Genomic DNA, 14,027 nt, shown 5'->3' on the forward strand with positions numbered 1-14,027 from the left:
GGTCGAGGGCCCGGCTCGCCATCGAGTTGAGCCAGGATCGCCGGTCGGGGCCCGCGACGGTGATGACGCCCCGGTTCGAGAGGTCGACGATCGCCCGCCCCTCCTCGAGCCGACGCTGTTCGACCATCGGATTGCCGTAATGCGCGGCGACCCCCGCGTCGGGTGGGTCGGCGACCACCGCGCCGGGCAGGGCGAGGAACGGCGAGCCGGTCATCAGTCGACCTTCGCGAGCCGGGCCGACGCGTGCGTGCGCAGGTCCTGGCCGAGCGCCGCGATGTCCCACGCCCAGAGGAGGTGGTTCTCGACGAGCCCGTAGAGCCGCGTCGCCGCCGCATACTCCTTCGCGCCGGCGGTGCGCATGACCGCATCGGTCGCGAGGTCGATGCGAGGCCCCTTCACCTGGCCGAGGTACAGCTCGCTGACGCCCCCGGGGTGCACGATCGAGACCTCGAGGTCGAATCCGCCGGCGTCGTTGCGCAGGGTTTCGACGGCCTCGGCGTCGGGGAAGCGCGTCGCGCCGACCGCGGGCAGCATCGCCGGCCCCTGGTCGCCCTCGCCGAGCGGGCGGGCGAGCCGCCAGTAGCCGGACTCCGCGGCCAGCGGCGTGGGCTCTGCGTCATCCGTCGTCGGGAACAGCCAGGTGTAGGAGTTGTAGTTCAGGTAGGGGAGCCCGTCGTGGCTGAAGCTGACGCGCTGCCCGAACTCGTGAGTGACCGAGCCGTCGCCGACGGCGTAGTCGATCACGCCGGATCCCTCCCAGACCCCGATGAGCCAGGAGAGCGGAACGAGCTCCGCGGGGAGGTCGACCGGCAGTTCGATCACGGTCTAGCGCTGCCCCTTGAAGAGCTTGTAGACGACGACGCCGCTGATCCAGGCGATCGTGAGGCTCGCGAGACCGAGCAGGCCGATGAAGAACAGTTCGAGCGCGAGCAGCGAGGACATGGTGCGAGTCTACCCGTTGCTCAGCCGACGACCGGCAGCAGCGCGAGCGCTCCGACGGCCACCGGGACGACCGCGCCGGCGATCGACGCACTGGCGCGACCGACGTAGCCGTGCGGCTTCCGCGAGGCGAGCTGCAGCAGCAGCGCCGCGATGACGGATGCCGCGAACACCATCCCGAGCACCCCGAGCGCGGCGTACGGGCCGGCGTCGTGGAACCAGACGCGGGTGCCCGACCAGGCGAGGCCGACGACCACGGCCGTGCCCGCCGCGGAGATGAGCCAGACGATCGGCACGGCCCAGCGTGCAAGGCCCGTCGCCGGCGCTCCTGCGTCGTCCTGCGTCACGTCGATCCCCATCTCGCCACCCGCCGTACGGCGTCCCGTAGTATTGACCGCACCTTACTACTGGAGGGTGTGCGTGGCGCAGCTGCTGATCCTGACGCCGGCAGCAAACGAAGACGTTCTCCCGGCCCTGTCTCTCCTGAGCCATCGGGTGCGCGTGATTCCGGCGTCACCCGATCAACTGGTGCGCGCTCCCGAGGCCGACCTCGTCTTCCTCGACGCCCGGACGAACCTCGCGGGCGCGAAGGCGCTCGCGCAGATCCTGCGCACGACCGGGCTCTCGGTGCCCCTGATCCTCGTCGTGACGGAGGGCGGGCTCACCGCGGTGACCTCCGACTGGGGCGTCGACGACGTGATCCTCGAGCACGCGGGTCCTGCCGAGATCGATGCGCGCATCAGGCTCGCACTCGGGCGGGCGCAGGCGGCCCAGCCGGCCGAGCGCATCCAGACCTCCGGCGTCGTGATCGACGAGGCCAGCTACTCGGCCAAGGTCCACGGCCGCGCGCTCGACCTGACGTACAAGGAGTTCGAGCTGCTCCGCTTCCTCGCGGCGCACCCGTCGCGCGTGTTCACGCGCGAGCAGCTGCTCAGCGAGGTCTGGGGCTACGACTACTTCGGCGGCACGCGCACGGTCGACGTGCACGTCCGTCGCCTCCGCGCGAAGCTCGGCGACCTCGACAGCCTCATCGGCACGGTGCGCAACGTCGGCTACCGCTTCAACGTCCACGAGGAGGACGAGCAGGACGCGAACGTCACCACCCGGTGACCTGCGCTTCACCACCGCGTCGCGGCCCGGTGGCATGATGTGTGGATGACTGCGGAGAGCACCCTCGACGAAGACCGCACCGCGAGCGACTTCGACGACGACTTCGAGCCGCTCGACACCGACGGCGCGCCCGAACTCCTCGCCGAGCGCTACCTCGACCGCGAACTCAGCTGGCTGGCATTCAACCAGCGCGTGCTCGAACTCGCCGAGGACCCCCGGCTGCCGGTGCTCGAACGCGCGAACTTCCTCGCCATCTTCGCCTCGAACCTCGACGAGTTCTTCATGGTCCGCGTCGCGGGCCTGAAGCGCCGCATCAACACCGGTCTCGCCGTCCCGACCAACGTCGGACGCACTCCCCACGAGGTGCTCGCCGACATCTCGCAGAAGGCGCACGTGCTGCAGTCGCGCCACGCCGCCGCCTACCAGGAGCTCGTGAAGCCGGCGCTCGCGGAGGCCGGCATCCGCGTCGTCTCGTGGGGCGAACTCGACGAGTCGCACCGGGAGCACCTGCACGGCTACTTCAGCTCGCAGATCTTCCCGGTGCTCATGCCGCTGGCGGTCGATCCCGCCCACCCGTTCCCGTACATCTCCGGCCTCTCGCTGAACCTCTCCGTGCGCGTGCGCAACAGCCGCACCGGGCGGCAGGAGTTCGCGCGCGTCAAGGTGCCGCAGATGCTGCCGCGATTCGTGCGCGTCGACCCGACCGAGTCGGTGGAGGACGCGCGCTACATCGCCCTCGAGGAGCTCATCTCGAACCACCTCGGCGACCTCTTCCCCGGCATGGAGGTGCTCGACCACCACGTGTTCCGCGTCACCCGCAACGAGGACGTGGAGATCGAGGAGGACGAGACCGAGAACCTGATCAAGGCGCTCGAGAAGGAGCTGCTGCGTCGACGGTTCGGCCCGCCCATCCGGCTCGAGATCTCCGACGACATGGACGACGTCACCCTCGGCCTCCTCGTCCGCGAACTGGATGTCACGGAGCAGGAGGTCTACACCCTCCCCTCGCCGCTCGACCTCGGCGGGCTCTTCGACCTCGCGCGCATCGACCGGCCGGAGCTGCACTATCCGACGCACGTGCCGACCACCAACGTGCAGCTGCAGCCGTCGGAGCCGAACCGGCAGGCCGACATCTTCGCCGCGGTCGCCGAGAAGGACGTGCTGCTGCACCACCCCTACGAGTCGTTCGCGACGAGCGTGCAGGCGTTCCTCGAGCAGGCCGCCGCCGACCCCGACGTGCTCGCGATCAAGCAGACCCTCTACCGCACGTCGGGCGACAGCCCGATCGTGGAGGCGCTGATCGACGCCGCCGAGGCCGGCAAGCAGGTCCTCGCGCTCGTCGAGATCAAGGCGCGCTTCGACGAGGCCGCCAACATCACGTGGGCGCGCAAGCTCGAGAAGGCCGGCGTGCACGTCGTCTACGGCCTCGTGGGGCTCAAGACCCACTGCAAGCTCGCACTCGTCATCCGCCAGGAGAAGGACGGGCTGAAGCACTACAGCCACATCGGCACGGGCAACTACAACCCGAAGACGAGCCGCATCTACGAGGACCTCGGACTGCTCACCGCCGACGACCAGGTCGGGAAGGACCTCACCAGGCTCTTCAACGAGCTCTCCGGCTATGCGATCGAGAAGAAGTTCAAGCGCCTCCTCGTCGCGCCGCTGCACCTGCGCAAGGGGCTCCTCAAGCTCATCGCGCAGGAGACGCGCAACGCGCAGGAGGGCCGGCCCGCCGGCATCCGGATCAAGGTCAACTCGATGGTCGACGAGGCCATCATCGACGCGCTCTACCGCGCGTCGAACGAGGGCGTGCCGGTGGAGGTCTGGGTGCGCGGCATCTGCAGCCTGCGGCCCGGCATCCCCGGCCTGAGCGAGAACATACGGGTCCGGTCCATCCTCGGTCGCTACCTCGAGCACTCGCGCATCTTCTCGTTCCGCAACGACGGCGATCCCGTGGTCTACATCGGCTCGGCCGACATGATGCACCGCAACCTCGACCGACGGGTCGAGGCGCTCGTCCGGCTGACCGACCCCGACCATATGGGTGCGATCGCCGAGCTCTTCGACGAGGCGATGGACGAGCACACGGCATCGTGGTGGCTCGACGGCGACGGCACCTGGACCAGGCACTCGACCGACGACGCCGGCCGCCCGCTCGACGACCTCCAGCACCTCCGCATCCAGCGCGTCGCGCAGCGCTCCAAGCGCGCGGCCCAGCGCGCGACGCGGGCGGCGCGCCGATGAGCCAGGTCGCCACCGCCGTCTACGCGGCCGGCGCCGTCTGCTGGCGCGTCATCGACGGGCGCATCCACGTGCTCGTCGTGCACCGCACGGTCCACGGCGACGTCACGATCCCGAAGGGCAAGGTCGACCCCGGCGAGACGCTGCCGCAGACGGCCGTCAGGGAGATCGCCGAGGAGACCGGGCTCGCCGTCGCCCTCGGAGTGCCCGTCGGCGTCTCGCGGTACCCGCTCCCGAGCGGTCGCGAGAAGATCGTGCACTACTGGGCGGCCGAGGTCACCGAGAAGGCGGTGCAGGAGTCGACGTTCCGGCCGAACTCCGAGATCGCCGCGCTCGAATGGGTCACGATCAAGCGCGCCCGCGGGTACCTCACCTACGGACCCGATCGCGAGATCCTCGACAACTTCTCCGCACTCGTCGACCAGGGCGTCACCGAGACGTTCGCGCTGATCGTGCTCCGGCACGGCAAGGCCCAGACGAGATCGGCGTGGAAGGGCGAGGACACGGCGCGCCCGCTCGTCGAGCGCGGCGTGCAGCAGGCCGCGGCGCTCGTCGACACGGTCATGGCGTGGAAGCCGAAGAAGATCGTCTCGAGTCCTGCGGTGCGGTGCGTGACGACCGTCGCCCCGCTCGCGGCGAAGACGGGGATCACGGTCAAGCGCGACGACGGCATCAGCCAGGACGCGTGGGAGGCCGGCAACGACGAGGTGCGCCGCGTGATCGGCAAGCGGGTGCGGGTCGGCAAGACCGCCGTGATCTGCGGGCACGGCCCCGTGATGCCCGAGATGATGCGCGAGATCGCCCTCGCCACCGGTACCCCGCTCGGGTCCTACGTGACCGATGCCGCGAGCCTCGAAGTCGGCGCGTTCAGCGTCGTGCACCTCTCGTCCTCGAACCCGTCGTCGGGCATCATCGCGATCGAGACGCACGCGCCGACCGTCTAGCGGGCTCCGCGAACTCCCAGCGGTTCCGTGGGGACTCCCAGCCACGGCACCCGCACCGAAAGGCCCCGTTCACCTTCCGTTCACCACCGTGGGGGACGCTCGTCACGCACGCTGGTTAGCGTCGCAGGCGGGTCGGCACCCGGCCCCGCATCCTGCAATCCAAACCCCCGGAAGGGAATCACGTGAACCTCAAGCGTTTCGCCGCGCCCGCCGTCATCGCCATGACGGCGGCCCTCGCGCTCAGCTCCTGCGCCGCGAACGAGGACGGCTCGGGCGACCCCGCCGCCTCGGAGTCGACGCTCTCCGGCAACCTCGTCGGCGCGGGCGCGTCGTCGCAGGACTCGGCTCAGCAGGCGTGGATCGCCGGCTTCCAGACCGCGAACCCCGACGTGACCATCGACTACGATCCCTCGGGCTCCGGCGCCGGTCGCGACACGTTCCTCTCGGGCGCCAGCGACTACGCGGGCTCCGACCGCGCGTTCAACGACGAGGAGATCGCCGCGGGCGGCTTCGAGAAGTGCGCGCCCGACACGACCATCGTCGAGCTCCCGCTCTACATCTCGCCGATCGCCGTGATCTTCAACCTCGAGGGCGTCGACAGCCTCAACCTCGACCCCGCCACCATCGCGGGCATCTTCGCGGGTCAGATCACGAACTGGAACGACCCCGCCATCGCCGCCACCAACGAGGGCGTCGAGCTCCCCGACCAGGCCATCACCCCGGTCCACCGCTCCGACGACTCGGGCACCACCGAGAACTTCACCGACTACCTCGGTGCCGCCGCGCCCGACGTGTGGACGTACGAGGCCGACGGCGTGTGGCCGTTCGAGGGCGGCGAGGGCGCCCAGGGCACCTCGGGCGTCGTCGACGCGGTCACCAACGGCACGGGCACCATCGGCTACGCCGACGCGTCGCGCGCCGGCGACCTCGGCACCGTCGCGGTCGGCGTGGGCGGCGAGTTCGTCGAGTACTCTCCCGAGGCGGCTGCGGCCATCGTCGACGCCTCGCCGTTCGTCGAGGGCCGTGACGACCACGACCTCGCGATCGAGCTCGACCGCACCTCGGAGGAGGCCGGCGTCTACCCGATCGTCCTCGTCAGCTACCTCATCGCCTGCCAGGAGTACGCCGAGCCCGAGAACGTCGAGCTCGTGAAGGCGTACCTGTCCTACATCGCCAGCCCCGAGGGCCAGGACGTCGCGGCCGAGGCCGCCGGCTCGGCCCCGATCTCCGACTCGCTCCGCGACTCGGTCGTCGCTGCGATCGACTCGATCCAGTAAGTGGTTCGTGCCCGGCTCCGGTAGCTTCAGCAGCAACCGGGGCCGGGCACGGCCATGTCCCTCGCACCATTGACCGGAGGATCTCCCTGATGACCACCGCAGCCGCGCCGATCCGGGCGAAGCAGCGCCCAGGCGACCGCGTCTTCTCCAAGTCGGCGGTCTTCGCCGGCTCGATGATCCTCGTCACGCTCGCCGCGGTCGCGACGTTCCTCATCGTCCAGAGCATCCCCGCACTCTTCGCCGACAGCGAGGACGCGTCGATCCTCGACACGAACTTCTGGGCCTACGTCGGCCCCCTCGTCTTCGGGACGATCTGGGCCGCCGCCCTCGCGCTGATCATCGCGCTGCCGATCTCGATCGGCATCGCGCTGTTCATCTCCCACTACGCACCGCGCCGGCTCGCCTCGGTGCTCGGCTACATCGTCGATCTCCTCGCCGCCGTCCCGTCCGTCGTGTTCGGCCTGTGGGGCATCGGCGTGCTCGCACCGGCCGTCCAGCCGCTCTACTCCTGGCTGGTGGACAACCTCGGCTGGTTCCCCCTCTTCGCGGGCCCGGTCTCCGGCACCGGCCGCACCATCCTCACCGCGGGACTCGTGCTCGCCGTCATGATCATCCCGATCATCACCGCGATCTCGCGCGAGGTCTTCCTCCAGACGCCGGTCCTCCACGAGGAGGCCGCGCTCGCGCTCGGCGCCACCAGGTGGGAGATGATCCGCACCGCGGTGCTCCCCTTCGGCCGTCCCGGAATCATCTCGGCCGCGGTGCTGGGCCTCGGCCGGGCACTCGGCGAGACGATGGCGGTCGCCATGGTGCTCTCGGCCACCGGGGCCGTCACCTTCCAGCTGCTGACGTCGGTCAACCCGTCGACGATCGCGGCGAACATCGCCCTGAGCTTCCCCGAGGCGTACGGCATCAACGTCAACGTCCTCATCGCGACGGGCCTCATCCTCTTCATCGTCACCTTCGCGGTGAACGCGATCGCCCGCTGGATCGTCGCGCGCCGTGCCGAGTTCTCGGGAGCGAACTGATGACCACGACGATCACCCCTCCCGAGACCCGCGGGCCGGCCGCCGCGCCGGTCAGCAACTCGCTGACCGCCGGCAAGCTGCCGAACGGTGCGCCGTGGATGGTGCTCGGCGCGAGCCTGCTCGTATCGGCCGGACTCTTCGGCGTCATCGCGTTCGGCGGAGCCGAGTTCAACTGGGTCGGCACGTTCGTCGTCGCCGCACTCGTCTACGTGGCGACGATCACCCTGCTCTCGCGGATCGTCGAGGGATCACGGCGCGCCACCGACCGATTCGTGACCGCACTGGTCACCGGGGCGTTCCTGCTCGCGATGATCCCGCTGATCTCCCTCTCGATCACGGTCGTGACCTTCGGTCTGAACCGCTTCGACGCCGAGTTCTTCTCGTACTCGATGCGCAATGTCACGGGCGAGGGCGGCGGTGCCCTGCACGCGATCGTCGGCACGGTGCTCATGACCGGAACGGCGGCGCTGATCTCGATCCCGATCGGCCTGATGACCTCGATCTACCTCGTCGAGTACGGCCGCGGCCGTCTCGCCCGCGGGATCACGTTCCTCGTCGACGTCATGACCGGCATCCCGTCGATCGTCGCCGGACTCTTCGCCTACGCGCTCTTCGCGATCTTCTGGGGCCCCGGCACGCGGACCGGCATCGCCGGTGCCGTCGCCCTCGCGGTCCTGATGATCCCCGTGGTGGTGCGATCCAGCGAGGAGATGCTGCGCCTCGTCCCCGTCGAGCTCCGCGAGGCCGCCTACGCCCTCGGCGTGCCGAAGTGGCTGACGATCGTGAAGGTCGTGCTGCCCACCTCGATCGCCGGCATCACGACGGGCATCATGCTCGCGATCGCCCGCGTGATCGGCGAGACCGCGCCGCTGCTCATCGCCGCCGGATTCACGAACAGCATGAACTACGACATGTTCGAGGGTCGCATGCAGTCCCTGCCGGTCTTCGTCTACACCCAGTACGCCAACCAGGGGAACCCGCCCGAGGCGTACATCGATCGCGCGTGGGCGGCCGCCCTCACGCTCATCCTCATCGTCATGGTGCTGAACCTCGTCGCCCGACTCGTCGCGCGGTTCTTCGCCCCCAAGTACGGTCGCTGACCCCCAGATAGGAACCACAGTGTCCAAGCGCATCGAAGTCCGAGACCTGAACGTCTACTACAGCAAGTTCCTCGCCGTCGAAGGCGTCTCGCTCGAGATCGAGCCCCGGAGCGTCACGGCGTTCATCGGCCCGTCGGGCTGCGGCAAGTCGACCTTCCTCCGCACCCTCAACCGCATGCACGAGGTCATCCCCGGCGCACGCGTCGAGGGCGAGGTGCTGATCGACGGCAACAACCTCTACGACCCCGAGGTCGACCCGGTGCTCGTGCGACGCCAGGTCGGCATGGTGTTCCAGCGTCCGAACCCGTTCCCGACGATGTCGATCAAGGAGAACGTGCTCGCCGGCGTGAAGCTGAACAACAAGCGGATCTCGAAGTCCGACGCCGACGACCTCGTGGAGCAGTCGCTGCGCGGCGCGAACCTGTGGGAGGAGGTCAAGGACCGCCTCGACCGCCCGGGCTCCGGCCTGTCGGGCGGCCAGCAGCAGCGCCTCTGCATCGCCCGCGCGATCGCGGTCTCGCCCGAGGTCATCCTGATGGACGAGCCGTGCTCGGCCCTCGACCCGATCTCGACGCTCGCGATCGAGGACCTCATCGAGGAGCTCAAGCAGGAGTACACGATCGTGATCGTGACCCACAACATGCAGCAGGCCTCGCGGGTCTCCGACAAGACCGCCTTCTTCAACATCGCGGGCACGGGCAAGCCCGGCAAGCTCATCGAGTACGACGAGACGACGACGATCTTCTCGAACCCGTCGGAGAAGGCCACGGAGGACTACGTCTCCGGCCGCTTCGGTTGATCCTCGCTCGATCCACGCCCGGCGCCTCATGGCCCGGTCCCCGCTCGGGGCCCGGGCCATCGTCGTACGGCCGGCGTGCTGCTCAGTCGCGGGGGCTGAGGAGGTACGCGTTCAGCGCGGCGGTCTCGTCGACGTCGACGGGGAGCGCGGCGCCGTCGAGCTCGGCGATCGGCGCCGCCATCCGCACGCTCGACACCAGCCACGCGGCATCCGCTCGCCGCAGCTCGTCGAGCTCGAGGTCTCGGTACGCGACCCTGCGCCCCTGCCCTTCGAGATGCGCGAAGATGCTGCGCTGGGTCGTGCCGTGCAGGATGCCGGCGGCCGGCGGCGGCGTGACGAACTCGTCCCCGATCCGCGCGATCACGCTCGAGGTGGGGCCTTCGAGCACGAATCCGTCCGATGAGACGAACAGCGCATCGTCGGCCCCGCGCCGCTTGGCCTCGCGGATCGCGGCCATGTTCGCCGCGTAGCTCAGGGTCTTCGCGCCGAGCAGCAGCCACGGCGCCCGCTCCCCCGCGCCGCGCGCGACGCCCCGGTCGAGGCTGACGACCCGGATGCCGCGTTCCCGCGCCGCGGCGAAGTCGGCGCCCGGGGTGACGTGCACCCACCCCGTGGGCGTGGTGCCGGGGTCGACGCCGCGGCTGAGCGCGATCTTCAACGCGTACTCGCCCTCGGCGGGCACGCGCTCGGCGGCGCGGCGGATGACGAGGCGCCACTGCTCGAGGTTCGGCTCGGGCAGCTCGGTCAGGCGCGCCGAATTCGCCAGGCGCGCGAGGTGCGGCCCGATCTCCTGCACGTGGCCGTCGATCACGGCGAGGGTCTCGAAGATCCCGTCGCCGCGATGCGGCGCGAGGTCGTTGACCGCGAGTGCGCCGGAACCCGGCTCGATCTCGCGGAACGACGCCTCGAGGAACTCGGGCGACGCATCGACGGGCAACGGGTCGACCAGGAACGAGACGGTGTCGGCCATGCTCCGATGCTACGCCGGAGGGGCGAGCGGAGTCGGACAGCCGCGCGTCGGGACCCGCCATCGCCGGTCGGCGGCGCTCGGACACGGAGATGGCCGGCCGCAGAACGCCTCTCGGCGCGAGGCCGCTCGAAGCGGCGAATATTGGAGCCCGGGGTTACTGCGACCGGCCACGAACAGTCTAAACGAGGTCGGTCGCGGGTCTATTCCCGGGGCCGGTCGCAGCGGTCGCGCGCGTCAGTCGAGGCTGTCGTGCCGCCAGAGCCGGGCGCAGGCGGCGAGTTCCTCGGCCAGCGACGAGAGGCGGAGGGCGCGCTGGGTGAGGATCCCCGGCCGGTCGGGGTGCGCGGCATCCGAGGCATCCGCATCGTCGGCGAGGCTCGCGAAGCCGGCGGACGCGACCCGGCAGAACGCCGTCGCGCGCTCGAGTGCCGCGGCGAAGTCGCCCGCGAACACGCCGCGCAGGATCGTGTCGGCGAGTTCACGCACCTCGGCGGGTCCGGCGGGCGTCGGCGCGCCCGCGACGACCTGGTCGATCGTGTGCGAGACCTCGGTGCCGCGCTGGAAGGCGAGGCTCACGCCCTGCGCATCCTGTCGGATCATGGTGCGCAGCAGGTAGATGCGCCAGAGCGCCCCCGGAAGGCTCTTCGGCGACGCCTGCGACCACAGCTCGGCGATCGCGTCGATGCCGTGCTCGTCGGTGTACGACACCAGCCGCGCGACGACCTCGGGATCGGGGTCGTCCCGCACTCGGGACAGGACCGCCGCCGCGGTGTCGTGGGCGACCCGGCTCACGTACGCCGGATCATCGGCGCCGAGGTACCCCTCGAACATGCGCGGCGGGAAGCGCGTGGGGCGGTGGAAGTCTGCGGTCATCGCGGACACGATACCCCGGCGGCCAGGGAACCGCCCGGGGTCGCGCGGGTGTTCCGCGGGGAGCGGAATCGCGCCGAGCCGCGGTTTATCATCAGCTTGCGGCCGACTGCATCGCTCCTCGGAGGAGCGTTGATCGCCAGTCGGACCCCATCCGCTCGTAGGTGACGATCGCGTGGCAGTTCCGACACCGTACATCGCACTTCGCGATCTCATCGAAGACCCGCTCCCATGAGTACGCCGCCTTGGCGAGCTTCATCACCTCCCCTGCCTTCTCCGTGCCGATTCGGTGGTCGAAGTCGAGCACGCGGATGTCTCGCTCACCACAGTCGACGCAGGGATGTTGGAGGAGGTACGCGCCGATGCGCCGAAGGTGCGCAGCCCGGGTCTTCGCCACCTGCGCCGCCACTGCCTGCCGGTGCTTCTCGAGGTTCTCGGAGTAGTAGCGTCGTGCGCGCTCGGCATTGCACGTTCGGCAGACCGACTGCAGACCATCAGGGGAACGCGTTCGCACATTGAAGTCGGTGAGCGGGAGCGATCGGTGGCACGTCGAGCACGACTTCATGATGTCCTTCCATGCGGTGAGCCAACGCTACGGTGCACCTCCGTCACCGCGCGGTCCACCGCTCGCCCGACCGACGGGTGGCCCCGGAGAGCGGGTTCTGCGCCTGTTAGGGTGGGTCTGCCCCTATAGCTCAGTTGGTTAGAGCAACGGACTTCAACAGAACACAGGAGCGTCATCGCAGAAATGCGGTGGATGTACGCCGCTATATGCTGGAACCCCCTGAGAGCCCGAGGTACTCGCCCGACTGGGCAGTGACAATCCGAGGGATTGGGCGATCAGCAGGTAACCGAAAGGGAACCTCAGAGACTACACGCGGCGCACCTGACCGGCTCGGCCGAAGGTGAAGATATAGTCCAGACTGCAAGCCGTTCGCGGTGGCTGGGGAAACCCAGTGCAGCAGGTTAATCCGTGGGTCCAGGGTTCGAGTCCCTGTGGGGGCACCACGACGCATCATGGCGCGAGCCGCGGCATTCCCAGCCCGAACTCGCGTCGGAGCGCGCTCGCAGCAGCGTGCCAGCCGGCGAGGCCGTGCACGCCCGGCCCGGGCGGCGTGGAGGCCGAGGCGAGGTAGACGCCGGAGAGCGGCGTGCGCCACGGGTCGGGCGAGAGCACGGGGCGACGCACGAGCTGAGTCAGCGACGGTGCACCCGAGGCGATGTCGCCGCCGATGTAGTTGGCGTTCTCGGCCTGCATCTGCGCGGCCGATCGCGACGACGACGCGAGCACGAGGTCGCGGAAGCCGGGCGCGAAGCGCTCGATCTGCCGGATGACGGCCTCGGTCGGGTCGAGCGTCGACCCGGCGGGCACGTGCGTGTACGTCCAGAGCACGTGCCGACCGGCGGGGGCGCGCGAGTCGTCGAGCGTCGACGGCTGCGACACCAGCACGTACGGTGACGACGGATGCCGCCCTCGCGCCACCTCGCGCTCGCCGGCGGCGATCTCCGCCCGCGTGCCCCCGAGGTGCAGCGTCCCGGCCCGCGCCAGGTCGGGGTTCGCCCAGGGCACCGGCCCCGCGAGCGCGAAGTCGACCTTCGCGGCCGCGTTGCCGTACCGGAATCCGCGCAGCGCGCGGCGGTACCGCCACGGAAGCCGGTCTCCGGCGAGCCGCTCGAGCGCGCGGGGGGTCACATCGAGCAGGACGGCGCGGGCGGGCGGCAGCGCCGCGAGGTCGTCGATCGCGGCATCCGTCACCAGCTCGCCGCCGTGCGCGACGAGGTCGTCGACGAGCGCGCCCACGATCGCCCCGCTCCCGCCGACCGGGATCGGCCATCCGCGCGCGTGCGCGTGCATCGTCAGCACGAGCGCCGTGCCCGCCGTTCCGAGGCTCGGAAGCGGGCGGATCGCGTGCGCCGCGACCCCCGTGAGCATCGCCGGCGCGAGGTCGTCGCCGAACCGGAGGCTCCATGCGGGCGTGCCCTGCTCGATCGCCCGCAGTCCGAAGCGGGCGGCGACGAGCGGATGCCGCGGCACGCGCACGAGCGACGACCCCGTGAATTCGGTCACGGCCTCCTCGCGCGCGACGAGCGGTGCGATGAGACGTCGGTAGGCGCGGCCGTCGCGACCGAGGCCGTCGACCGTGCGCTCGAGGTCGTGCCAGGCGAGGCCCGCGCGCGCGCCGTCGAGCGGGTGGCCGAAGGAGAGTTCGGGCACGCGGAGCTCGATGCGCCGGTCGAGCCCGAAGGCCCGGAAGAACGGCGACGCCAGCGCCATCGGGTGCACGGCCGAGCACACGTCGTGACGGAAGCCCGGGAGGGTCAGCTCCGCCGTCCGGGCACCGCCGCCGGGATGGGCCGCGGCCTCGAACACCTGCACGGACAGGCCGGCTCGTGCGAGCGTCACCGCGGCGGCGAGCCCGTTCGGGCCCGACCCCACCACGACCGCGTCGACGGCTCCGCTCCGGGTCATCCGACCTCCCCGTCCGCGGGGGCGCGTGCTCCGCGGTCGGCACCATGATGCCACGCGTCCGGCGCATCGCCGCGAGCGGCGGACCGGGGCACCGCCGTGGGGGATCGGAGACGTGCTGGGCTCCGATGCCCCGACGCGGCGGCTCCTCCCCAGGTGTCCCCTTCCGCACGGCCACGTGCGGTGGACCGAGCGTACGTCGACGGACCGACGCTGGGAACACCCTCGAAGTGGGGACTGGACATGCGACCGCGCGAATCGCGGCGAGCAGCGACCGCGGCC

13 protein-coding genes and 1 pseudogene are annotated in these 14,027 nt (G+C 70.4%); 7 read left to right on the top strand and 7 right to left on the bottom strand.

Annotation, left to right across the window (positions count from 1 at the left end):
- The 3 genes and pseudogenes from ACSJD1_RS17445 to ACSJD1_RS17455 form a co-directional block, all read right to left on the bottom strand.
- A pseudogene (locus tag ACSJD1_RS17445) lies at positions 1 to 214 on the bottom strand (folate-binding protein); the annotation flags it as partial.
- Entirely contained in the window at positions 214 to 822 is a 609-nt protein-coding gene (locus tag ACSJD1_RS17450) for a nitrobindin family protein (protein ID WP_438856474.1), read from the bottom strand. The gene ACSJD1_RS17450 and the pseudogene ACSJD1_RS17445, both read right to left, overlap by 1 nt.
- A gap of 140 nt (positions 823 to 962) precedes the next feature.
- Positions 963 to 1,286 (bottom strand): hypothetical protein, encoded by a 324-nt coding sequence (locus ACSJD1_RS17455; RefSeq protein WP_438856473.1) that lies wholly within the window; start codon positions 1,284 to 1,286, stop codon positions 963 to 965.
- Positions 1,287 to 1,359: 73 nt separating this feature from the next.
- On the opposite strand from ACSJD1_RS17455, the gene ACSJD1_RS17460 reads away from it, so the two are divergent.
- The 7 genes from ACSJD1_RS17460 (at position 1,360) to pstB (ending at position 9,438) form a co-directional block, all read left to right on the top strand.
- Positions 1,360 to 2,049 carry a response regulator transcription factor gene (locus tag ACSJD1_RS17460; protein ID WP_438856472.1) on the top strand — a complete coding sequence of 230 codons (690 nt, stop codon included), beginning with the start codon at positions 1,360 to 1,362 and terminating at the stop codon, positions 2,047 to 2,049.
- A gap of 45 nt (positions 2,050 to 2,094) precedes the next feature.
- Complete coding sequence (locus tag ACSJD1_RS17465) at positions 2,095 to 4,293, top strand: RNA degradosome polyphosphate kinase (protein WP_438856471.1); 2,199 nt, start codon at positions 2,095 to 2,097, stop codon at positions 4,291 to 4,293.
- Positions 4,290 to 5,234, top strand: a complete 945-nt coding sequence (locus tag ACSJD1_RS17470) for an NUDIX hydrolase (RefSeq protein WP_438856470.1) — start codon at positions 4,290 to 4,292, stop codon at positions 5,232 to 5,234. The genes ACSJD1_RS17465 and ACSJD1_RS17470 overlap by 4 nt, the downstream gene beginning before the upstream one ends.
- Before the next feature lie 182 nt (positions 5,235 to 5,416).
- Positions 5,417 to 6,511 (top strand): phosphate ABC transporter substrate-binding protein PstS, encoded by a 1,095-nt coding sequence (locus ACSJD1_RS17475; protein ID WP_438856469.1) that lies wholly within the window; start codon positions 5,417 to 5,419, stop codon positions 6,509 to 6,511.
- Between the two features lie 89 nt (positions 6,512 to 6,600).
- Entirely contained in the window at positions 6,601 to 7,539 is a 939-nt protein-coding gene (gene pstC / locus ACSJD1_RS17480) for a phosphate ABC transporter permease subunit PstC (protein WP_438856468.1), read from the top strand.
- On the top strand, positions 7,539 to 8,639 hold the full coding sequence (pstA, locus tag ACSJD1_RS17485; protein ID WP_438856467.1) for a phosphate ABC transporter permease PstA: 1,101 nt from the start codon (positions 7,539 to 7,541) through the stop codon (positions 8,637 to 8,639). The genes pstC and pstA overlap by 1 nt, the downstream gene beginning before the upstream one ends.
- A gap of 19 nt (positions 8,640 to 8,658) precedes the next feature.
- Positions 8,659 to 9,438 carry a phosphate ABC transporter ATP-binding protein PstB gene (pstB, locus tag ACSJD1_RS17490; RefSeq protein ID WP_438856466.1) on the top strand — a complete coding sequence of 260 codons (780 nt, stop codon included), beginning with the start codon at positions 8,659 to 8,661 and terminating at the stop codon, positions 9,436 to 9,438.
- Between the two features lie 82 nt (positions 9,439 to 9,520).
- Here the strand turns inward: pstB and ACSJD1_RS17495 are convergent, their stop codons facing one another.
- The 4 genes from ACSJD1_RS17495 to ACSJD1_RS17510 form a co-directional block, all read right to left on the bottom strand.
- The gene (locus tag ACSJD1_RS17495) at positions 9,521 to 10,408 is read right to left on the bottom strand and encodes an aminodeoxychorismate lyase (protein ID WP_438856465.1); all 888 of its coding nucleotides are present in this window, start codon (positions 10,406 to 10,408) and stop codon (positions 9,521 to 9,523) included.
- A 234-nt stretch (positions 10,409 to 10,642) separates the two neighbouring features.
- Positions 10,643 to 11,281 (bottom strand): DNA-directed RNA polymerase subunit beta, encoded by a 639-nt coding sequence (locus tag ACSJD1_RS17500; protein ID WP_438856464.1) that lies wholly within the window; start codon positions 11,279 to 11,281, stop codon positions 10,643 to 10,645.
- A gap of 91 nt (positions 11,282 to 11,372) precedes the next feature.
- The gene (locus ACSJD1_RS17505) at positions 11,373 to 11,843 is read right to left on the bottom strand and encodes a hypothetical protein (RefSeq protein ID WP_438856463.1); all 471 of its coding nucleotides are present in this window, start codon (positions 11,841 to 11,843) and stop codon (positions 11,373 to 11,375) included.
- 450 nt (positions 11,844 to 12,293) lie between these two features.
- Entirely contained in the window at positions 12,294 to 13,748 is a 1,455-nt protein-coding gene (locus tag ACSJD1_RS17510) for a phytoene desaturase family protein (protein WP_438856462.1), read from the bottom strand.
- Positions 13,749 to 14,027: the final 279 nt, after the last annotated feature.

The organism is Agromyces excoecariae, assembly GCF_051715505.1.
GTDB lineage: Bacteria > Actinomycetota > Actinomycetes > Actinomycetales > Microbacteriaceae > Agromyces.